At 52.4% G+C, this 21,599-nt stretch carries 25 protein-coding genes; all 25 read left to right on the top strand.

The genetic code is table 11. From position 1 onward, the window contains the following. Positions 1-8 precede the first annotated feature (8 nt). Positions 9-371: a 50S ribosomal protein L7/L12 gene (gene rplL, locus PT964_RS20580; RefSeq protein ID WP_274365234.1), complete on the top strand. Its 363-nt coding sequence runs from the start codon at positions 9-11 to the stop codon at positions 369-371. Between the two features lie 215 nt (positions 372-586). Then, on the top strand, positions 587-1,195 hold the full coding sequence (locus PT964_RS20575) for a class I SAM-dependent methyltransferase (RefSeq protein ID WP_274365233.1): 609 nt from the start codon (positions 587-589) through the stop codon (positions 1,193-1,195). Positions 1,196-1,572: 377 nt separating this feature from the next. Beyond that, positions 1,573-5,109 carry a DNA-directed RNA polymerase subunit beta gene (gene rpoB / locus PT964_RS20570; protein WP_274365232.1) on the top strand — a complete coding sequence of 1,179 codons (3,537 nt, stop codon included), beginning with the start codon at positions 1,573-1,575 and terminating at the stop codon, positions 5,107-5,109. Between the two features lie 103 nt (positions 5,110-5,212). Then, a complete protein-coding gene (gene rpoC / locus PT964_RS20565; protein WP_274365231.1) occupies positions 5,213-8,833 on the top strand; it encodes a DNA-directed RNA polymerase subunit beta' in 3,621 nt (1,206 codons plus the stop codon). 151 nt (positions 8,834-8,984) lie between these two features. Beyond that, the gene (locus PT964_RS20560) at positions 8,985-9,236 is read left to right on the top strand and encodes a ribosomal L7Ae/L30e/S12e/Gadd45 family protein (protein WP_274365230.1); all 252 of its coding nucleotides are present in this window, start codon (positions 8,985-8,987) and stop codon (positions 9,234-9,236) included. A 121-nt stretch (positions 9,237-9,357) separates the two neighbouring features. Next, a complete protein-coding gene (gene rpsL, locus PT964_RS20555) occupies positions 9,358-9,777 on the top strand; it encodes a 30S ribosomal protein S12 (RefSeq protein ID WP_274365229.1) in 420 nt (139 codons plus the stop codon). A gap of 62 nt (positions 9,778-9,839) precedes the next feature. Continuing rightward, positions 9,840-10,310 (top strand): 30S ribosomal protein S7, encoded by a 471-nt coding sequence (gene rpsG, locus PT964_RS20550; protein ID WP_274365228.1) that lies wholly within the window; start codon positions 9,840-9,842, stop codon positions 10,308-10,310. Positions 10,311-10,348: 38 nt separating this feature from the next. Next, positions 10,349-12,418 carry an elongation factor G gene (fusA, locus tag PT964_RS20545; RefSeq protein ID WP_274365227.1) on the top strand — a complete coding sequence of 690 codons (2,070 nt, stop codon included), beginning with the start codon at positions 10,349-10,351 and terminating at the stop codon, positions 12,416-12,418. Positions 12,419-12,451: 33 nt separating this feature from the next. After that, positions 12,452-13,642 (top strand): elongation factor Tu, encoded by a 1,191-nt coding sequence (tuf, locus tag PT964_RS20540; protein WP_274365226.1) that lies wholly within the window; start codon positions 12,452-12,454, stop codon positions 13,640-13,642. A gap of 189 nt (positions 13,643-13,831) precedes the next feature. Next, positions 13,832-14,410 (top strand): hypothetical protein, encoded by a 579-nt coding sequence (locus tag PT964_RS20535; protein ID WP_274365225.1) that lies wholly within the window; start codon positions 13,832-13,834, stop codon positions 14,408-14,410. Between the two features lie 194 nt (positions 14,411-14,604). Further along, positions 14,605-14,913, top strand: a complete 309-nt coding sequence (gene rpsJ, locus PT964_RS20530) for a 30S ribosomal protein S10 (RefSeq protein WP_274365224.1) — start codon at positions 14,605-14,607, stop codon at positions 14,911-14,913. A 67-nt stretch (positions 14,914-14,980) separates the two neighbouring features. Continuing rightward, positions 14,981-15,610, top strand: coding sequence for a 50S ribosomal protein L3 (rplC, locus tag PT964_RS20525; protein ID WP_274365223.1), 630 nt, complete (start codon positions 14,981-14,983; stop codon positions 15,608-15,610). Between the two features lie 16 nt (positions 15,611-15,626). Beyond that, positions 15,627-16,250 (top strand): 50S ribosomal protein L4, encoded by a 624-nt coding sequence (gene rplD / locus PT964_RS20520; RefSeq protein WP_274365222.1) that lies wholly within the window; start codon positions 15,627-15,629, stop codon positions 16,248-16,250. Next, positions 16,250-16,540 (top strand): 50S ribosomal protein L23, encoded by a 291-nt coding sequence (gene rplW / locus PT964_RS20515; protein ID WP_274365221.1) that lies wholly within the window; start codon positions 16,250-16,252, stop codon positions 16,538-16,540. Before rplD ends, rplW begins: the two co-directional genes overlap by 1 nt. Positions 16,541-16,578: 38 nt before the next feature. Then, on the top strand, positions 16,579-17,409 hold the full coding sequence (gene rplB, locus PT964_RS20510) for a 50S ribosomal protein L2 (RefSeq protein WP_274365220.1): 831 nt from the start codon (positions 16,579-16,581) through the stop codon (positions 17,407-17,409). Positions 17,410-17,548: 139 nt separating this feature from the next. Beyond that, positions 17,549-17,827, top strand: a complete 279-nt coding sequence (rpsS, locus tag PT964_RS20505; protein WP_274365219.1) for a 30S ribosomal protein S19 — start codon at positions 17,549-17,551, stop codon at positions 17,825-17,827. 102 nt (positions 17,828-17,929) lie between these two features. Then, positions 17,930-18,262, top strand: coding sequence for a 50S ribosomal protein L22 (rplV, locus tag PT964_RS20500; RefSeq protein ID WP_274365218.1), 333 nt, complete (start codon positions 17,930-17,932; stop codon positions 18,260-18,262). A 24-nt stretch (positions 18,263-18,286) separates the two neighbouring features. Next, positions 18,287-18,943, top strand: a complete 657-nt coding sequence (rpsC, locus tag PT964_RS20495; protein WP_274365217.1) for a 30S ribosomal protein S3 — start codon at positions 18,287-18,289, stop codon at positions 18,941-18,943. Between the two features lie 3 nt (positions 18,944-18,946). Continuing rightward, on the top strand, positions 18,947-19,384 hold the full coding sequence (rplP, locus tag PT964_RS20490; protein WP_274365216.1) for a 50S ribosomal protein L16: 438 nt from the start codon (positions 18,947-18,949) through the stop codon (positions 19,382-19,384). Beyond that, on the top strand, positions 19,371-19,571 hold the full coding sequence (gene rpmC / locus PT964_RS20485) for a 50S ribosomal protein L29 (protein WP_274365215.1): 201 nt from the start codon (positions 19,371-19,373) through the stop codon (positions 19,569-19,571). The genes rplP and rpmC overlap by 14 nt, the downstream gene beginning before the upstream one ends. A gap of 21 nt (positions 19,572-19,592) precedes the next feature. After that, positions 19,593-19,856, top strand: coding sequence for a 30S ribosomal protein S17 (rpsQ, locus tag PT964_RS20480; protein ID WP_274365214.1), 264 nt, complete (start codon positions 19,593-19,595; stop codon positions 19,854-19,856). 50 nt (positions 19,857-19,906) lie between these two features. Beyond that, positions 19,907-20,275, top strand: coding sequence for a 50S ribosomal protein L14 (rplN, locus tag PT964_RS20475; RefSeq protein ID WP_274365213.1), 369 nt, complete (start codon positions 19,907-19,909; stop codon positions 20,273-20,275). A gap of 48 nt (positions 20,276-20,323) precedes the next feature. Then, complete coding sequence (gene rplX / locus PT964_RS20470; protein WP_274365212.1) at positions 20,324-20,680, top strand: 50S ribosomal protein L24; 357 nt, start codon at positions 20,324-20,326, stop codon at positions 20,678-20,680. Positions 20,681-20,709: 29 nt separating this feature from the next. Next, positions 20,710-21,252, top strand: a complete 543-nt coding sequence (gene rplE / locus PT964_RS20465; RefSeq protein WP_274365211.1) for a 50S ribosomal protein L5 — start codon at positions 20,710-20,712, stop codon at positions 21,250-21,252. 153 nt (positions 21,253-21,405) lie between these two features. Continuing rightward, positions 21,406-21,591 carry a type Z 30S ribosomal protein S14 gene (locus tag PT964_RS20460; RefSeq protein WP_199616546.1) on the top strand — a complete coding sequence of 62 codons (186 nt, stop codon included), beginning with the start codon at positions 21,406-21,408 and terminating at the stop codon, positions 21,589-21,591. The last annotated feature ends 8 nt before the right edge of the window (positions 21,592-21,599 follow it).

Genomic DNA, 21,599 nt, shown 5'->3' with positions numbered 1-21,599 from the left:
TTTACCCAATGAGCAAAGAGCAAATCATTGAAGCCATTAAAGGCATGACCGTTCTTGAATTGAACGACCTTGTAAAAGCAATCGAAGAAGAGTTCGGCGTAACTGCAGCAGCACCGGTAGCTATGGTAGCTGGCGGCGCAGTTGAAGCGGCAGCTGAGCAAACAGAGTTCGACGTAATCCTTACGAGCGCTGGCGCGTCCAAAATCAACGTTATCAAAGTTGTTCGCGAAATTACGGGCCTCGGCTTGAAAGAAGCGAAAGACTTGGTTGACAACGCACCGAAGCCGCTTAAAGAGAAGATCTCCAAAGAAGACGCAGACAAGATCAAAGCTCAGCTTGAAGAAGCTGGCGCAGCTGTAGAAGTGAAGTAATTTCCTTCAATACCAAGAACCCCTTGTGTGAACGGCATTCATGTTCACGCGAGGGGTTTTCTCTCTAAGCTTATCGTTTATCGATTACAGTGCAAAAATAAAGAAACTACGAATTCTTAATCGTTCTTATAGCCCTAAGGCTTGAAAGTTAGGTGTTTGTCGTTTCTTCGTTTTTCATTACTTTGCTTCCGAGCCAGGGAGGTTTGTCTAACTATATGGGGAACGGCCAAAACCATTACTATTCCAAAAATCCGACCGTCGCATCGGACCGGGATAAGGTGCAAATCAATTTGAGAGGGTTCCCGTTAACCTTTATTACGGATGCCGGCGTCTTTTCAAAGCACGGCATCGACTTCGGCAGCCGTCTGCTGATCGAGACGATGCATATTCCCGAGGCCGCGAAGGTGCTCGACGTCGGCTGCGGCTACGGACCGATCGGAATTTGCGCGGCCATGCTGGCGAATCGGGGCTCGGTAACGATGATCGATATTAACGAGCGAGCGGTTCGGCTTGCGAAAGAGAATGCGGAGCGCAACGGCATCCGCAATGCGAAGGTGCTGCAAAGCGACAAATATGAAGCGGTTGGCGAAGAAAAGTTTGATGTGATTCTAACCAATCCTCCCATACGCGCGGGCAAGTCCGTCGTTCACGATATTTTTGAAGGGGCGGTCCAAAGACTGAATCCGGGCGGTTCGCTATGGGTCGTCATTCAGAAAAAGCAGGGCGCGCCTTCCGCATTCGATAAACTCGAATCGTTGTTCGATTCGGTTGAGGAAATGACGAAGGATAAGGGGTACAGAATATTCCGCGCCGTAAAGCGATAAAAGAAATGCAACAGCGGCGAAGTCAATGGTTTTTTGTTGACTTCGATTGTCGATTATGGTAGGATTAGAAAATGTCAGCATTAAGATGCCTGAATTGTCTTTAGCGCAATAAAATGTCAAGGGTCAAAGCTGATTTATTTGGGAAATCTTTTTGGACCTCGTGCATTTTGCTTTCGGATGTACGTATATTGGCAGGATTTTCCGACTACCATAATAGATATGGAATTTTGGGTGCTTACGCATTTTGTCCACGTTCCATTCGGTCACCGAGAGACGCTACTGTTAGGCGCCTCTTGTTTATCTTTTGTTTCTTTTTTTGCATCATGCAGGCTTTACAGCATTACGGAAGTCCAGTAGACATGAGGGGTGAAGGAAAGTTGGCAGGACATGTGGTGCAATTTGGTCGTCGTGAACGCAGAACCTACTCGCGCATCAGAGAGGTGCTGGAAATTCCGAATTTGATCGAGATTCAGCAGAAGTCTTACCAGAGCTTTTTAGAAACCGGGTTGCGGGAGCTTCTTCAAGATATTTCCCCGATCCAGGATTTCACCGGTAATCTTTCGCTTGAGTTTATCGATTACAGCATTGGCGAACCGAAATATTCGGTGGACGAGTCGAAGGAACGCGACGTCACGTATGCCGCTCCGCTTCGGGTGAAGGTGCGCCTGATCAACAAGGAAACGGGAGAGGTTAAGGAACAAGAAGTGTTCATGGGCGATTTCCCGTTGATGACGGAAACCGGCACGTTCATTATTAACGGCGCCGAGCGTGTCATTGTTTCCCAGCTTGTCCGTTCTCCCAGCGTCTATTTCAGCACTAAAATCGACAAGAACGGTAAGAAAGCATATACGGCGACGGTCATCCCGAACCGCGGTGCATGGCTGGAGCTCGAGACGGACATGAAAGACATTATTTATGTCCGGATTGACCGTACTCGTAAAATTCCGGTAACGGTTCTTTTGCGTGCGCTCGGCTTCGGCACGGACGCGGAAATCATCGACCTTCTCGGCGATGACGAATACATCCGCAACACGCTTGAGAAAGACAACACGGATTCTACAGAGAAGGCATTGATTGAAATATACGAACGGCTTCGTCCGGGCGAACCGCCGACGCTCGATAACGCGCGCAACTTGCTGATCGCACGCTTTTTCGATCCGAAGCGTTACGACCTTGCGAACGTTGGCCGCTACAAGATTAATAAGAAGTTGAACATAACGAACCGGCTGTTCAATCAGCGTCTCGCCGAGACGTTGGTAGACGCGGAAACCGGGGAAATTCTCGCGGAAGCGGGCCAGATGCTGGACCGCCGTCTACTTGACCAAATCACTCCTTACCTCGAGAAGGGTGTGGGCGTTAAGGATTACCGCGTCGCTTCCGACTTGACGGAAAGCGACGGTGTGCCGCTGCAGATCGTTAACATCTTCTCTCCGACAGAGGATGCGAAGGTCGTTAAAGTGATCGGCAACGCGCACATCGATAAGAACGTGAAACATATTACACCGGCGGACATCATTTCGTCCATTAACTATTTCATCAACCTGCTTCATGGCGTAGGCGATACGGACGACATCGACCATCTCGGCAACCGTCGTCTCCGTTCTGTGGGCGAGTTGCTGCAGAACCAGTTCCGTATCGGGCTCTCCCGTATGGAGCGCGTCGTGCGCGAACGGATGTCCATCCAGGACGCGAATGTCATTACGCCTCAGGCGCTCATTAACATTCGTCCGGTCATCGCGTCGATTAAGGAGTTTTTCGGAAGCTCCCAGCTGTCGCAATTTATGGACCAAACGAACCCGCTTGCGGAATTGACGCATAAGCGCCGTTTGTCCGCTCTCGGCCCCGGCGGGTTGACGCGTGAGCGCGCAGGCTTCGAAGTCCGCGACGTTCACCACTCTCACTACGGCCGGATGTGTCCGATCGAGACGCCGGAAGGTCCGAACATCGGCTTGATCAACTCGCTTTCGACGTTCGCCCGGATTAACGAGTATGGCTTCATGGAGACGCCGTACCGTTGGGTCGATCCGAACACGGGGAAAGTAACCGACAAAATCAGATATATGACCGCGGACGAGGAAGATAATTACGTTATCGCGCAAGCGAACGCGGAGCTTAACGACGACGAGACGTTTAAGGAAGATTCCTTGATCGTCCGTTACAAAGACGAAAACTTAATCCTTCCGAGGGACCGCGTCGACTACATGGACGTCTCTCCGAAGCAGGTCGTGTCCGTCGCTACGGCGATGATTCCGTTCTTGGAGAACGACGACTCCAACCGTGCGCTCATGGGATCGAACATGCAGCGGCAGGCTGTTCCGTTGCTTGTACCGAAGGCGCCGCTTGTCGGCACCGGCATGGAGCATAAAGCGGCGAAGGATTCCGGAGTATGCATCGTTTCGAAATACGACGGGGTCATCGAGAAGGTTTCGGCGAACGAAATTTGGCTGCGACGCCAGGAGACGGTTGACGGCAAGCTGGTTAACGGCGACATCGTGAAGTATAAGCTTCATAAGTTTATGCGCTCCAACCAAGGCACATGCATCAACCAGCGTCCGCTCGCACGCAAAGGCGACATCGTCAAAGCAGGCGATATTTTGGCTGACGGTCCTTCTACGGAGATGGGCGAACTCGCGCTCGGCCGCAACGTCGTCGTTGCGTTCATGACGTGGGAAGGCTACAACTACGAGGATGCGATCTTGCTTAGCGAGAAGCTTGTGAAGGAAGACGTGTATACGTCGATTCACATTGAAGAATATGAGTCCGAAGCCCGCGACACGAAGCTCGGACCGGAAGAAATTACGCGCGACATCCCGAACGTCGGCGAAGAAGCGCTGAAAAACCTCGACGAGCGCGGCATCATTCGCGTCGGCGCGGAAATCGGCGCAGGCGACATTCTCGTCGGCAAAGTAACGCCGAAAGGGGTAACCGAGCTGACGGCGGAAGAGCGTCTCCTTCACGCGATCTTCGGCGAGAAGGCGCGCGAAGTTCGCGACACGTCGCTCCGCGTGCCGCACGGTACCGACGGAATCGTTGTCGATGTCAAAGTGTTTACGCGCGAGAACGGCGACGAATTGCCGCCGGGCGTAAATCAATTGGTGCGTGTGTACATCGCTCAGAAGCGTAAGATCTCCGAAGGGGACAAAATGGCCGGACGCCACGGTAACAAAGGGGTTATCGCGCGCATTTTGCCGGAAGAGGATATGCCGTTCCTGCCGGACGGCACGCCGGTTCAGGTTGTATTGAACCCGCTGGGCGTTCCTTCCCGGATGAACATCGGTCAGGTGCTCGAGGTTCACCTCGGCATGGCCGCGCTTCGCCTTGGCATTCACACCGCTACACCGGTATTCGACGGCGCCCGCGAGGACGACGTATTCGATACGATGGAAGAAGCGGGCATGCAGCGCAACGGCAAGACGATTCTTTACGACGGCCGGACGGGCGAACCGTTCGAGCGCGAAGTAACGGTCGGCGTCATGTACATGATCAAGCTGGCGCACATGGTTGACGATAAAATTCACGCGCGTTCCACAGGCCCGTACTCGCTCGTCACGCAGCAGCCGCTCGGCGGTAAGGCCCAGTTCGGCGGCCAGCGCTTCGGCGAGATGGAAGTTTGGGCGCTGGAGGCATACGGCGCCGCATATACGCTCCAAGAAATTCTTACGGTCAAATCCGACGACGTGGTCGGCCGGGTGAAGACGTACGAGTCGATCGTCAAGGGCGAGAACGTTCCGGAGCCGGGCGTTCCGGAGTCGTTTAAGGTATTGATTAAGGAGCTCCAAAGCTTGGGTATGGACGTTAAGATTTTGTCCGAGAACGAGGAAGAGATCGAGATGAAGGAATTCGACGACGACGACGATACGACGAGCGACAAGTTGAACCTGAATCTCGAAGGCGCAGAGGTCGGAGTGGAATAACGGTTATTTCGAATCACGTTGACCTCCGTGAAGGCCGACGCGCAAAAGAGGTAACCTTTGGTTATCCGAAAGAGCTCTTTATACAAGCAAGGAGGGTTGCTTCTTGATAGATGTAAACAACTTTGAGTACATGAAGATCGGGCTCGCATCGCCGGATAAGATTCGCTCTTGGTCCCGCGGGGAAGTAAAGAAGCCGGAAACGATCAACTACCGTACGTTGAAGCCTGAGAAGGAAGGACTTTTCTGCGAAAAGATTTTCGGTCCGACGAAGGACTGGGAATGCCATTGCGGTAAATATAAGAGAGTCCGTTACAAAGGCGTCGTCTGCGATCGCTGCGGCGTCGAAGTTACCCGCCAGAAGGTTCGCCGCGAGCGGATGGGGCATATCGAGCTCGCCGCTCCCGTGTCCCACATCTGGTACTTCAAGGGGATCCCGAGCCGTATGGGCCTTGCGCTCGATATGTCTCCGCGCTCCCTGGAGGAGATCATCTATTTCGCATCCTATGTCGTAACCGACCCGGGCGATACGCCGCTTGAGAAGAAGCAGCTGCTGTCCGAGAAGGAATATCGCAGCTATCGCGAGAAATACGGCTACGCATTCCAAGCCGGCATGGGCGCCGAAGCGGTGAAGAAGCTGCTTCAAGACATTGACATCGAGAAAGAAGTCAATGTGCTGAAGGAAGAGCTTAAGACCGCGCAAGGCCAGCGCCGCAACCGCGCGATCAAGCGTCTGGAAGTGCTTGAAGCGTTCCGTCATTCCGGCAATTTGCCGGAGTGGATGGTCATGGACGTGCTTCCGGTTATTCCGCCGGAATTGCGTCCGATGGTGCAGCTTGACGGCGGACGTTTCGCAACGTCCGACTTGAACGATCTGTACCGCCGCGTCATTAACCGGAACAACCGCTTGAAGCGTCTTCTTGATTTGGGCGCGCCGGACATCATCGTTCAGAACGAGAAGCGCATGCTGCAGGAAGCCGTCGACGCGTTGATCGATAACGGCCGCCGCGGCCGTCCGGTAACCGGACCGGGGAACCGCCCGCTGAAATCGCTCAGCCACATGCTGAAGGGCAAGCAAGGGCGCTTCCGTCAAAACCTGCTCGGGAAGCGCGTGGACTACTCCGGCCGTTCGGTTATCGTAGTAGGCCCTTCGCTGAAGATGTATCAGTGCGGTCTGCCGAAAGAAATGGCTCTTGAGCTGTTTAAGCCTTTCGTTATGAAAGAGCTTGTCAATAAAGGTCTTGCTCATAACATTAAGAGCGCGAAGCGCAAGGTTGAGCGCGTATCGCCTGAGGTTTGGGACGTGTTGGAGGAAGTTATCAAGGAGCACCCGGTTCTGCTGAACCGAGCGCCTACGCTTCACCGTCTCGGCATTCAAGCGTTCGAGCCGATCCTTGTGGAAGGCCGCGCCATTAAGCTGCACCCGCTCGTATGTACGGCTTACAACGCCGACTTCGACGGCGACCAGATGGCCGTGCACGTTCCGCTTTCCGCGGAAGCGCAAGCCGAAGCGCGCATCTTGATGCTTGCAGCCGGAAACATCCTGAACCCGAAGGACGGCAAGCCTGTCGTTACTCCGTCTCAGGACATGGTTCTGGGAAGCTTCTATTTGACATCGGATAATAAAGAATTGATCGGAACGGGCACCATTTTCCGCAACGTGCATGAAGCGGTGTCCGCTTATCAGCGCGGCGCGGCGGCTCTGCACGCCCGCGTTGCGATACCGGTTAAGGCGCTGAACAAGACGTCTTTCACGGAAGAGCAGCAAAATGCATTGTTGATTACGAACGTCGGTAAAATTATTTTCAATGAAATTTTCCCGACCGATTTTTATTACATCAATGAAGCGACGAAAGCGAACTTGATGAACGGCGTAGACGAAAAATACTTCATCTACAATAAAGGCGAGAACGTCCGTGAACGGATCCTTGCCGCCGATTTCAAAGGCGCCGTAGGCAAAGATTATTTGGGCAGCATCATTGCCGAATGCTTCCGCAAGTATCACACGATGGAGACTTCGGTCATCCTCGATAAAATCAAACAGCTCGGCTTCACTTACTCGACTCGGGCAGGAATTACGGTTGCCGTTGCGGACGTTATCGTTCCGCCGGAGAAAGCCAAAATTCTCGCCGAGAGCGAAGAGAAGGTGCGCGTGGTTACGAACCAGTACCGCCGCGGTTTGATTACGGATGAAGAGCGCTATGACCGCGTCATCAACATTTGGTCGGGCGCGAAGGACGAAATTACGAATATCTTGATGAAATCGCTCGATAAGTTCAACTCCATCAATATGATGGTCGAGTCCAAGGCGCGCGGTAACAAATCGCAAATTACCCAGCTCGGCGGTATGCGCGGTTTGATGGCCAACCCGTCCGGACGCATTATCGAGCTCCCGATTAAATCGAACTTCCGCGAAGGCTTGACCGTTCTCGAGTACTTTATCTCGACGCACGGCGCGCGGAAAGGTCTTGCGGATACGGCGCTTCGTACGGCCGACTCCGGTTATTTGACGCGCCGCCTTGTAGACGTTGCACAGGACGTCATTGTCCGCGAAGAGGACTGCGGGACCGACAAGGGCTTCATCGTCAGCAAAATTCAAGACGGCAAAGAAGTCATCGAAGATTTGTTCGACCGTATTGAAGGCCGGTACGCGTTCGAGACGCTCCGCCATCCGGAGACAGGCAAAGTGATCGTGTCGCGCAACGAGTTGATTTCCGCGGATATCGCGACCGAAATCATCGAAGCCGGCATCGAGCGGTTCCAAATCCGCTCCGTATTGTCTTGCCGTACGCGCCACGGCGTTTGTAAGAAGTGCTACGGGCGCAACCTGGCAACAGGCGCGCACGTGGAAATCGGCGAAGCTGTCGGCATTATCGCCGCTCAGTCCATCGGCGAGCCGGGTACGCAGCTCACCATGCGTACGTTCCATACCGGCGGCGTTGCCGGCGACGACATTACGCAAGGTTTGCCGCGTATCCAGGAATTGTTCGAAGCCCGCAATCCGAAGGGTCAAGCGATCATTACCGAGATCGACGGCGTCGTGAAAGAAATCCGCGAAGCGAAGGACCGCCGCGAAATCGAGGTTGTCGGCGAAGCGGAATCCAAGGTATACAACGTAACGTACGGTTCCCGTATTCGCGTTACGCCGGGCCAAGAGGTCGAGGCGGGCGACGAGCTGACGGAAGGCTCGATCGATCCGAAAGAAATGCTCCGCATTAAAGGTATTCGCGGCGTGCAAAACTACATTCTGCAGGAAGTACAGCGCGTATATCGTAACCAAGGCGTAGAAATCAACGATAAGCACGTTGAGGTTATGATTCGCCAAATGCTTCGCAAAATCCGCATCGTAGACAACGGAGACACTTCTCTGCTTCCGGGCTCGTTCGTCGATCTTCATGAGTATGAAGCGGCGAACCGCGCGGCGCTTATGGAAGGCAAAGAGCCTGCCGTTGCGCGTCCGGTGCTCCTCGGCATTACGAAAGCGTCGCTTGAGACGGATTCGTTCTTGTCCGCAGCTTCCTTCCAAGAGACGACTCGCGTCCTTACGGATGCGGCGATCAAAGGGAAAGTCGACCAGCTTCTCGGTCTGAAGGAGAACGTCATCATCGGCAAGCTCATTCCTGCGGGAACGGGCATGCAGCGATACCGCGGCATTCGCCTTGTCGATCCTTTGGAAGAGGAAGTCCAAGCGGCGGACGCAGCGTCCGAGCCGATCGCAGTGGAATAAGAGAACGGGAGGCAGGCCGGACTCACGGTCTGCCTCTCGATTTCAATAATAGCTTCTTGACAGAGGCACAAGCCTGGTGATAATATGTTTGAGTGTGCCAAAATGATTTGGTGTCTTGAACGTTACATGTTCTTTGGAGGATATTGATTCAATGTCTTATGAAAAAGAACTAAGCGAAGGCGTACTTCGAATCGGCACGAAGCAAACGACCAAGGCGGTAGAGCAAGGCAGGGCTGCCAAAGTGTTTGTCGCAAGGGACGCAGATCCGAAACTTACCGCTAAGATTATAAATCTTGCGAAGAAGACGGGCGTCGAAGTAGCGTACGTCGATACGATGAAGCAGCTTGGCAAAGCATGCGGAATCGATGTCGGTACTGCGATGGCCGCAATAGAGAATAAGTGAAAACACGTGTTTTTGTTGAGGAAACTCGACAAAAACATTTCCTTTGTTCGCTTATGATTCGCCTGGATCTGTGGACTTAACATTGCGTTAACGAACGACTTATTAGAAGGGGGTGCAACAAATGCCAACAATTAACCAGCTCGTACGTAAAGGTCGCAAAGCGAAGGTGGTAAAATCCAAATCTCCTGCGTTGCAGAAGGGCTTTAACGCGCTTCGCCGCGAAGAGACGGGGATCAGCGCGCCTCAGAAGCGCGGCGTCTGCACTCGTGTAGGCACCATGACTCCGAAGAAGCCTAACTCTGCGCTTCGTAAATATGCCCGTGTTCGCTTGACGAACCGCGTTGAGGTCACTGCCTACATCGGCGGTATCGGCCACAACCTGCAAGAGCACAGCGTTGTTCTTGTGCGCGGCGGTCGTGTTAAGGACCTTCCGGGTGTGCGTTATCACATCGTTCGCGGCGCGCTTGATACAGCGGGCGTGAACAACCGGATGCAAGCTCGTTCCAAATACGGTACGAAGCGTCCGAAAGCGAAAAAATAATTCGCACAAATGAAATCTTATGAAAAATACAGGAATGATAAGGATACGAAAGGGGGATAACTATGCCACGTAAAGGTGCAGTGCCGAAGAGAGACGTATTGCCGGATCCGATTTACAACAGCAAGCTCGTTACCCGTTTGATCAACCGTATTATGATCGACGGCAAGCGCGGTGTCGCTCAAACATTGCTTTACGATGCGTTCGAGTTGATTCGCGAGCGTACGGGTAAAGAGCCGATGGAAGTGTTCGAAGCCGCAATCAAAAACATCATGCCGGTTCTTGAGGTGAAAGCTCGCCGTGTAGGCGGTGCGAACTACCAAGTACCGATCGAGGTTAAGCCGGAACGCCGCACGACGCTCGGACTCCGCTGGTTGGTGAACTACTCGCGCAACCGCGGCGAGAAGACGATGGTGGAGCGTTTGGCAGCCGAGATCATTGACGCTAGCAACAACACCGGTGCATCCGTTAAGAAACGCGAAGATACGCACAAGATGGCCGAAGCGAACAAAGCGTTTGCCCACTACCGTTGGTAATCTACCATACACAAGAAGGATAGAAGGGAGACAAACGAATGCCAAGAGCGTTCTCCTTGCAGAATACGCGTAATATCGGCATCATGGCCCACATCGACGCGGGTAAGACGACGACGACGGAACGCATCTTGTTCTTTACAGGCCGTGTACACAAAATCGGCGAAGTGCATGAAGGCGCAGCGACGATGGACTGGATGGAGCAAGAGCAAGAGCGTGGAATCACGATCACGTCTGCCGCGACGACCGCACAATGGAAGGGCCATCGCGTAAACATCATCGATACTCCCGGGCACGTAGACTTCACGGTAGAAGTTGAACGTTCCTTGCGGGTACTCGATGGCGCGGTTGGGGTATTTTCCGCGAAAGAAGGCGTGCAGCCTCAATCCGAAACCGTATGGCGCCAAGCGGACCGTTACGGTGTTCCGCGGATCGCATACGTAAACAAGATGGACATCATCGGAGCGGATTTCCTGAACGTTGTCGATATGATGAAAGACCGTTTGGGTGCCAATGCGGTGCCGATTCAGCTGCCGATGGGCGCTGAGGCCGACTTCGTCGGTTATATCGACCTGATGACGAAAGAAGCGTTCCGTTTTGCCGATGATTTGGGCTCTTTGGAACAGATTGAAGTTCCGGAGCAGTACAAACAGCAACTCGAAGAGCTTCGCAACCAAATGGTTGAAAAAATCGCCGAGCTTGATGAAGACCTCACGATGAAGTATCTTGAAGGAGAAGAAATTTCGGTTGAAGAACTGAAAGCCGCTCTCCGCAAAGGTACGATCGAAGTTAAAGTTTTCCCGGTTGTGTGCGGTTCTTCTTACAAGAACAAGGGTGTACAACCGATGCTTGACGCTGTAGTCGAATATTTGCCGGCTCCGACTGATGTTCCGGATATCAAGGGTGTTCTTGAAGACGGTACAGAGGTTGTCCGCCATTCTTCCGACTCCGAGCCGTTCTCGGCACTTGCGTTCAAGATCATGACTGACCCTTATGTCGGTAAGTTGACGTTCATTCGCGTATACTCCGGCGTATTGAGCTCCGGCTCTTACGTATTGAACGCAACGAAAGGCAAGCGCGAACGGATCGGCCGTATTCTTCAGATGCATGCGAACTCCCGCGAAGAAATCAGCGAGCTTTACGCTGGCGATATCGCGGCCGCAGTAGGCCTGAAGGATACGATCACAGGCGACACGCTTTGCGACGAAAAGAATCCGGTTATTCTCGAATCGATGAACTTCCCGGATCCGGTTATCGACATTGCCGTTGAACCGAAATCCAAAGCGGATCAAGACAAGATGGGCGCCGCACTCGCGAAGCTTGCCGAAGAAGATCCGACGTTCCGTTACTATACGGACGAAGAAACGGGCCAAACGATTATCTCCGGTATGGGTGAGCTTCACCTGGAGATCATCGTCGACCGTATGAAGCGTGAATTCAAAGTGGAGACGAACGTCGGTAAGCCTCAGGTTGCTTATCGCGAAACGTTCCGCGTACCTGCGAAGGTCGAAGGCAAGTTCGTTCGCCAATCCGGCGGCCGTGGTCAATACGGTCACGTTTGGATCGAGTTCGAACCGCAAGAGCCGGGCGCAGGCTTCAAGTTCGAGAACAAGATCGTCGGCGGTGTCGTTCCACGCGAATACATCCCGGCAGTTCAGAACGGTATCGAAGAATCGATGAAGAGCGGCGTTCTTGCAGGCTTCCCGCTTGTTGACATCAAAGCAACGATCGTCGATGGATCCTACCACGACGTCGACTCCTCGGAGATGGCGTTTAAGATCGCGGGCTCCATGGCGCTTAAAGCTGCGAAAGACAAGTGTAAGCCGGTTCTTCTCGAGCCGATCATGAAGGTTGAAGTAACAGTTCCGGAAGAGTACATGGGCGACGTAATGGGCGACTTGAACTCCCGCCGCGGCCGTATCGAAGGTATGGACGCTCGCGGAGGCGCGCAAATCATCCGTTCCAAAGTACCGCTCTCCGAAATGTTCGGTTACTCGACGACGCTTCGCTCCCGTACACAAGGACGCGGCGTGTTCGCAATGGAAATCTCCCACTATGAAGAAGTGCCTAAATCTATCGCTGATGAAATCATCGCGAAGAAGGGCTCTTAATTATAATTTTTCTCTAAGGAGGAAATCTCTCACATGGCAAAGGCAAAATTTGAACGTAACAAGCCGCACGTAAATATCGGCACAATCGGTCACGTTGACCACGGTAAAACAACTTTGACTGCAGCAATCACTACGGTATTGTCCAAAAAATACGGTGGCGCAGCAGTAGCATTCGACCAAATCGACAAAGCTCCGGAAGAGCGCGAGCGCGGGATCACGATCTCCACTGCTCACGTTGAGTATGAGACTCCGAACCGCCACTACGCACACGTTGACTGCCCAGGGCACGCCGACTATGTTAAAAACATGATCACCGGCGCAGCTCAAATGGACGGCGCGATTCTCGTAGTATCCGCTGCTGACGGCCCAATGCCGCAAACGCGCGAGCACATCTTGCTCTCCCGCCAAGTAGGCGTTCCTTACATCGTCGTATTCATGAACAAATGCGACATGGTTGAAGACGAAGAGTTGCTTGAACTCGTTGAGATGGAAATTCGTGACCTTCTTAACGAATACGAGTTCCCGGGCGACGACACTCCGATCGTCCGCGGTTCCGCTCGTGAAGCTCTTCAAAATCCGGACGGCGAGTGGGCTAACAAAATCGTTGAGCTCTTCGAGCAAATCGACACCTACATCCCGACTCCGGAGCGCGACATTGACAAGCCTTTCTTGATGCCGGTTGAGGACGTGTTCACGATCACTGGTCGTGGTACCGTTGCTACAGGCCGCGTTGAGCGTGGTGCAGTTAAAGTCGGCGACGAAGTTGAAATCATCGGTCTTGCCGAAGAAACTCGCAAGACGGTTGTTACAGGCGTTGAGATGTTCCGTAAGTTGCTCGACTCCGCACAAGCGGGCGACAACATCGGCGCATTGCTCCGCGGTGTTGACCGTAAAGACATCGAGCGCGGTCAAGTATTGGCGAAGACGGGTTCCGTTAAGCCGCACACGAACTTCACGGCTCAAATTTACGTCTTGACTAAAGAAGAAGGCGGCCGTCATAAGCCTTTCTTCACTGGCTACCGTCCGCAGTTCTACTTCCGTACAACTGACGTAACGGGTATCATCAACCTTCCGGAAGGAACAGAGATGGTTATGCCTGGCGACAACATCACCGTAACGGTTGAACTGATCGCTCCGATCGCTATCGAAGAAGGTACTCGCTTCGCTATCCGCGAAGGCGGCCGTACGGTAGGCGCAGGCGCGGTTGCTACGATCACGAAGTAATTGCCGGCTCGCTCGGCGACAACACCCTCGGTCCTTATGGATCGGGGGTGTTTTTGGTTTGTCAGGAATAGTGAAGTTTCACCGCGCTATTTGTCGGTAAATGAGCAGCTTAGATGAAATAGTGAGGTAAAACTTCCTTATTTCATCTGAACCAAAGAGCTTCCCGTATCGATATAAGGAGAAAACAACATGGAAAAAATGAAAACCTACATTATAATTGTGTTGGTTTTGGCCCTCGTTTTTACGATTTATTTGTTGATGCAAAATCGCCGTGAAGAAGACCGGCGCCGCGAGCAGTTTTTGAACCAGTTTTATTTTGCGGCGACTCAAGCTTCTTCACACATGGAAAAAATCATAAAAGACAGGAAAATAAATCGGGATCAGGTACAGGATCTTCAAGACGATCTAAGAAGGTTGGATCACACCTTATCGGCAACCGAGCTTTATGTAAAGAACGGCCCGCATTACGGCCGCTTTTACAATAGTGTCGCGGAAGTGCTGGAAGGGTGGACGCATAACGGAGTGAAAATGGCGGACCATTTTGGGCTGGATGGAAATCTTTCTGCGGAAGAAGAGCAAATTTTGAAGCTCGTTATGAACGATTTAAAACAAATCACGGAGGGCATGTATTCCGATGCGGCGAAACAGGAAGACAAGAACATGACGATGGACCGATTCAACCGGCTCGTTACCTCTGTTGCTTTGGCGAATTTGTCGGATTTGGCGCAGCGGATAGAGGAACAAAATAACATTCAACCGAATGTATAACAATCCTTGACTTTGGCCTATATGATTTGTTATCATAGTGAGCGTTGGTCTGTGACTGTGCGATGATGTGAGAGGTTGCCGACACACCCGGCTCCTTTGCCATGAAGTGGGCATAAGGGTGTCACCATCAGTCGGAGAATTTTCACGGAGTATGTCCGATTACTAAATTGGGCGATAGAAGGAGGGACTACTACATGGCAAAGCAAAAGATTCGTATCCGTTTGAAGGCGTACGATCACAGAGTTCTTGACCAGTCCGCGGAGAAAATCGTCGACACGGCGAAGCGTTCCGGAGCAGATGTTTCCGGTCCGATTCCGTTGCCGACGGAGAAGCAAGTCATTACGATCTTGCGTGCGGTACACAAGTACAAGGATTCTCGGGAGCAGTTCGAAATGCGCACTCATAAGCGTTTGATCGACATTGTCAACCCGACGCCGCAAACCGTCGACGCTTTGATGCGCTTGGACTTGCCGTCCGGTGTAGATATCGAAATCAAACTTTAAGAACATCCGATAGCGTAAGTCTGTCGGATCAACGAATATTTCTTCCAATGGGAAAAGAGGTGTCAACATGACAAAAGGTATCTTAGGAAAGAAACTTGGCATGACCCAAGTGTTCGCTGAAGACGGAATCGTGATTCCTGTAACGGTTATCCAAGCAGGTCCGTGCGTCGTCCTTCAGAAGAAAGACCAAGAGAACGACGGATACGGCGCGATTCAGCTCGGATTCGACGAAAAGAAAGAAAAGAACACAACGAAGCCAGCGCTCGGCCACGTAAAGAAAGCCGGCACTACGCCTAAGCGCTACATTAAAGAATTCCGCGATGTCGACTTGTCTCAATATGAAGTTGGCCAGGTGGTCTCGGCCGACCTGTTCGCGGAAGGCGAGTATGTTGACGTAACGGGCACTTCGAAAGGCCGCGGAACGCTCGGCGCGATTCAGCGCTGGAACATGAGCCGCGGACCGATGGCGCACGGCTCCAAATACCACAGAGGTCAAGGTTCCTTGGCGATTCACCGCGACGCGAACCGCGTACCGAAGGGTAAGAAGATGGCCGGCCGCACAGGTAACGACACGGTAACTTTGCAAAATCTGCAAGTCGTTAAAGTTGATACGGAGCGTAACGTAATCCTGGTCAAAGGCTCCATTCCGGGACCTAAGAACAGCTACGTCAAAATCAGCTCCGCAGTGAAGAAATAAGAAAGGAGGAGCATCCATGCCTAAAGTAGCTTTATATAACGTAAGCGGCACACAGGTTGGAGAAGTTGAGCTTGCAGACGCAGTGTTCGGAATTGAGCCGAATACGCATGTACTGCATGACGCTGTTGTAATGCAGCAGGCTTCCCTTCGTGCCGGTACTCACAAGACGAAAGGCCGCAGTGAAGTTCGCGGCGGCGGTCGCAAGCCGTGGAAACAAAAGGGTACAGGTCGCGCGCGTCAAGGCTCGATCCGTGCACCGCAATGGAAGGGCGGCGGCATCGTGTTTGGCCCGACTCCGCGCAGCTACGCGTACAAATTGCCTAAGAAGGTTCGCCGTTTGGCAATTAAATCCGCACTTTCTTCCAAAGTAATCGATAACGAAATCATCGTCCTTGACGAGCTTGCGTTCGCAGCTCCGAAGACGAAAGAATTCGCAGCGATTCTTAACAACTTGAAGGTTGAGCGCAAAGCGCTGATCGTTACGTCCGATTTCGACGCTAACGTCGCACTTTCCGTACGCAATCTTCCGAATGCAAAGTTTGTGTCGGCCGAAGGCATCAACGTGCTTGACGTACTCGGTTACGACAAGCTTATCATTACGAAGGATGCCGCCAAGAAAGTCGAGGAGGTGTTCGCGTAATGAAGAATGCATACGACATAATTAAGCGTCCGATCATCACCGAGCGTACGAGCGAAATGATGAACGACAAGAAATATGTTTTCGAAGTGGACCGCCGCGTGAACAAGACGGAAATCAAACAAGCGGTCGAGCAAATCTTCAAAGTGAAAGTAACCGACGTGAACACGATGATCGTAGCGGCGAAGCCGAAGCGTTACGGCCGTTACTCCGGCTACACTTCCGAGTGGAAGAAAGCGATCGTGACACTCAGCCCGGACAGCAAAGAGCTCGAGTTCTTCGAGTCCGTATAATTACAAAATCTGCAAGGCGCAAGGAGGGAAAATAAGCGATGCCAGTTAAAAGTTTTAAACCGACGTCTCCGTCTCGACGCCAGATGACGGTCTCTACATTCGAAGAGATCACCACGGATAAGCCGGAGAAATCGTTGTTAGCGCCGCTCAAGAACTACGCAGGCCGCAACAACCAAGGTAAAATTACGACTCGCCATCATGGCGGCGGTCATAAGCGGAAATACCGCATTATCGACTTCAAACGCAACAAGGACGGCATTCCGGGACGCGTAGCGACGATCGAATACGACCCGAACCGTACCGCTAACATCGCTTTGATCAACTATGCGGACGGCGAGAAGCGTTACATTCTCGCGCCGAAAGGTTTGAAAGTAGGCGACGTTATCACTTCCGGTCCTGATTCGGATATCAAAATCGGCAACGCTTTGCCGCTTGAGAACATTCCGGTAGGTACCGTAATCCACAACATCGAGCTGAAGCCGGGCAAGGGCGGCCAATTGGTTCGCGCAGCCGGTACGGAAGCTCAATTGCTCGGTAAAGAAGACGTCTACGTTATTATACGTTTGTCTTCCGGCGAAATGCGCCGCGTGCTCAAAGTGTGCCGCGCAACGGTCGGCACCGTAGGCAACGAAGACCACGAGCTTATCAACGTAGGTAAAGCAGGCCGCAACCGTTGGATGCGCAATCGCCCGACTGTCCGCGGTGTCGTCATGAACCCGAACGATCACCCGCACGGCGGTGGTGAGGGCCGCGCTCCGATCGGCCGTAAATCCCCGATGTCTCCGTGGGGCAAGAAGACGCTCGGCGCGAAGACGCGCAAGAAGAACAAAGCGTCCGATAAATATATCGTCCGCCGCCGCACGAAGTAATTTACGCGGTATGCGGTTTTTCCGAGGCAGCCGCAGGTTGTCCGCGTGAGCCGATTTCGGCGAAGGCAAGAGGCAACCGCAGTTTGCCGGCGAAGAGTGGACACACTCATGCACGCAAGCAGCGAAGGGAGGATAATCCATGGGCCGCAGCTTAAAGAAGGGACCGTTTGTAGACGGTCACCTGATGAAGAAAGTTGAAGAACTGAACGCGACGAACAAGAAGGTTGTAGTAAAAACCTGGTCTCGCCGTTCTACCATCTTCCCGCAGTTCATCGGACACACGTTCGGCGTCTACGACGGCCGCAAGCATGTTCCGGTTTATGTAACGGAAGATATGGTAGGCCACAAGCTTGGCGAATTCGCGCCGACTCGTACGTATAAAGGTCATACGGACGACGACAAGAAGACGAAGCGCTAATCCAGAAAGCGGGAAAAGGATGCGCCATGCGGATCGTTTTCCCTATGATTGGCGGCTCGATTAGAAGCACACAAGACGTTAACCCGAGGGGAGGTATTACCCGTGGAAGCGAAAGCTCATCTTTCCTATGTGCGCATTGCGCCTCGTAAAGCGCGTCTCGTAGCGGATTTGATTCGCGGCAAGAAGGTCGGCGAAGCGATCTCGATTCTTCGTCACACTCCGCGCTCGGCATCTCCGATCTTGGAGAAATTGCTGAACTCGGCGATTGCCAATGCAGAGCACAACTATTCCATGGACCCGGATAAATTGGTCATTACCCAGCTGTACGTGAACGAGGGTCCGACCATGAAGCGATTCCAGCCGCACGCGCAAGGCCGCGCATTCTCGATCTTCAAGCGCACGAGCCACATTACGCTGGCGGTAGCTGAGAAATAATTTTGACTATAAGGAGGGACACGTGTGGGTCAAAAGGTTAGCCCGGTAGGACTTCGAGTAGGCATCATTCGCGATTGGGAATCCAAATGGTATGCCGACAAGGACTTCGGCAAATTACTGATGGAAGACGTTAAAATCCGCGAATATCTGAAAAATAAATTGAAAGACAGCGCAGTATCCCGAATCGATATCGAGCGCGCGGCAAACCGCGTGAACGTAACGATCCATACAGCGAAGCCTGGTATGGTAATCGGTAAAGGCGGCGCAGAAGTAGAAGTGCTTCGCGGTTACATCGCGAAGATGACGGATAAGAAAGTACACATCAACATTTCCGAAGTGAAGAACCCGGAACTCGATGCAACGCTTGTTGCAGAATCGATCGCTCAACAGCTTGAGCGCCGCGTATCGTTCCGTCGTGCGTTGAAGCAAGCCATTCAACGTACAATGCGTTCGGGTGCGAAAGGAATCAAGACTGCTGTCAGCGGACGTCTCGGCGGCGCGGAAATCGCACGCTCCGAAGGCTACAGCGAAGGAACGGTTCCTCTGCACACATTGCGTGCGGACATCGACTACGGCACAGCGGAAGCACACACGACTTACGGCCGCATCGGCGTTAAAGTGTGGATCTACCGCGGTGAAGTTCTTCCGACGCGGAAAGCGAAGAAGGAAGGAGTGGAATAACCCATGTTATTGCCTAAACGCGTAAAACACCGCAAAGAGCATCGCGGCAAAATGAAAGGCAACGCAAAAGGCGGCACGGAAGTCGCATTCGGCGAATACGGTCTGCAGGCTCTTGAGCCGGCATGGGTAACCAACCGCCAAATCGAAGCTGCTCGTATCGCCATGACCCGTTACATTAAGCGGGGCGGTAAAGTTTGGATCAAAATTTTCCCTTCTAAGCCGATCACTCAGAAGCCTTTGGAAGTGCGGATGGGTAGCGGTAAAGGTAACGTAGAGAAGTGGGTATCCGTTGTTAAGCCGGGCAAAATCCTGTTCGAACTCGCCGGCGTAAGCGAAGAAGTTGCCCGCGAAGCAATGAGACTCGCTGCTCACAAGCTCCCGATCAAGACGAAGTTTGTGAAGCGCGAAGAAATGGGTGGTGAAGCAAATGAAAGCAATTGAACTTCGTAATTTGACCACTGCCGAAATCGAACAAAAAGTAGCTGGTTTCAAAGAAGAGCTATTCAACCTCCGCTTTCAACTGGCGACCGGCCAATTGGATAACCCCACCCGGATTCGTGAAGTGCGTAAAGAGATCGCGCGTGCCAAAACGGTACTGCGTGAGCGTGAACTCGGGATTGGATCTTAATCGAGAGGAGGCAGCCATTCGATGACTGAACGTAACCTTCGCAAGGAGCAAATCGGCAAGGTAGTCAGCGACAAAATGGACAAAACGATCGTAGTTGCGGTCGAAACGTATAAAAAACACGAGCTGTACCATAAGCGCATTAAATACACGAAGAAATTTAAGGCGCACGACGAGAACAACGAAGCGAAAATCGGCGATACGGTCCGCATTATGGAAACTCGCCCGTTGTCTAAAGACAAGCGTTGGAGACTCGTTGAAATTGTTGAAAAAGCGGTTATCGTTTAACCATTTTTCCGTTAAGTGCGGTTTATAGGTAGCGAAAGGAGGCCACAACCATGATCCAACCGTTTACACGATTGAGAGTTGCCGACAACTCCGGCGCGAAAGAACTGATGTGCATCCGCGTATTGGGAGGCACCGGCCGTCGTTCGGCTAACATCGGCGACCTGATCGTTTGCTCCGTGAAAGAAGCAACACCAGGCGGCGTTGTCAAAAAGGGTGACGTTGTTAAAGCGGTAATCGTTCGTACGCGCCGCGGCGCACGCCGTAAAGACGGTTCGTACATCTCGTTCGACGAGAACGCAGCCGTTATCGTTAAGGAAGATAAGAGCCCGCGCGGAACGCGTATCTTCGGACCGGTAGCTCGCGAGCTTCGCGACCGCGACTTCATGAAGATCGTATCCTTGGCTCCAGAGGTAATCTAATAGATCGAAACACACTCACTTCGGTCAGACGGAGGTGTAAGAGGTAACATGCCAAGATTGAAAAAGGTTAAAGAAGACCACAACAACAAGCTGCACGTGAAGAAAGACGATACGGTGCTTGTCATCACGGGCAAAGATAAAGGCAAGAAGGGCCGCATTATCGCCGCCTACCCGCGTGAAAACCGCGTGCTTGTGGAAGGCGTTAATATGGTGAAGAAGCATACGAAGCCGAACCAAAATAATCCGCAAGGCGGAATTATCGAGCAAGAGGCTCCGATCCACGTATCGAACGTCATGCACATCGATCCGAAGAGCGGAAAGCCGACTCGTATCGGTTACAAAGTGCTTGATAACGGCAAAAAAGTTCGTATCGCGAAGCGCTCCGGCGAAGCGATCGACAAATAATTTCCCGCAGGAAGGAGGGCAATCCTTACATGGCAGCAAGATTGAAAGAACGGTTCCAGAACGAAGTTACTCCTGCTCTGATGCAGAAGTTCAACTATAAATCCGTAATGCAGGTTCCGAGAATCGAGAAAGTCGTCATCAACATGGGTGTCGGCGATGCGGTAGGCAACTCCAAGGTGCTTGACGCAGCGGTAGAAGACATGCAGCTGATCGCAGGTCAGAAGCCGGTCATCACTCGGGCGAAAAAATCGATCGCGGGCTTTAAGCTTCGCGAAGGCATGCCGATCGGCGTGAAAGTAACGCTTCGCGGCGAGCGCATGTTCTATTTCCTCGATAAATTGTTCAACATCGCTCTTCCGCGCGTTCGTGACTTCCACGGCGTATCGACGAAGGCGTTCGACGGCCGCGGCAACTATACGCTCGGTTTGAAAGAACAATTGATCTTCCCGGAAGTCGAGTACGACAAAGTCGACAAAGTTCGCGGTATGGACATCGTTATCGTAACGACGGCCAATACGGACGAAGAAGCGCGCGAATTGCTCGGTCAAATGGGAATGCCGTTTACGAAGTAACAGAACCTTCATCGAAGCAATTCGAGGAAGACAGACCGCGATTAGCGGAAGGTTCTGTTGCGAAATCAGGAAGAGATGCTAAGAAGTAACTCAATCTGATTTCTAAATCCAATAGCACGTGAAACACAAATTTGACGGAGGTGACCCACACACGTGGCAAAAACTTCGATGAAAATCAAGCAACAGCGGAAACCGAAGTTTAAAGTACAGGCATATACGCGTTGTGAACGCTGCGGACGCCCGCACTCAGTATTGCGGAAATTCCATATTTGCCGTATTTGCTTCCGCGAGTTGGCTTATAAAGGACAAATTCCCGGCGTGAAAAAAGCTAGCTGGTAATATACCCG

Source organism: Paenibacillus thermotolerans (assembly GCF_028745515.1).
GTDB classification, from domain to species: domain Bacteria; phylum Bacillota; class Bacilli; order Paenibacillales; family YIM-B00363; genus Paenibacillus_AE; species Paenibacillus_AE thermotolerans.
Note: the sequence above shows the minus strand (reverse complement) of the source record. Positions and strands in the feature narration are given on the sequence as shown.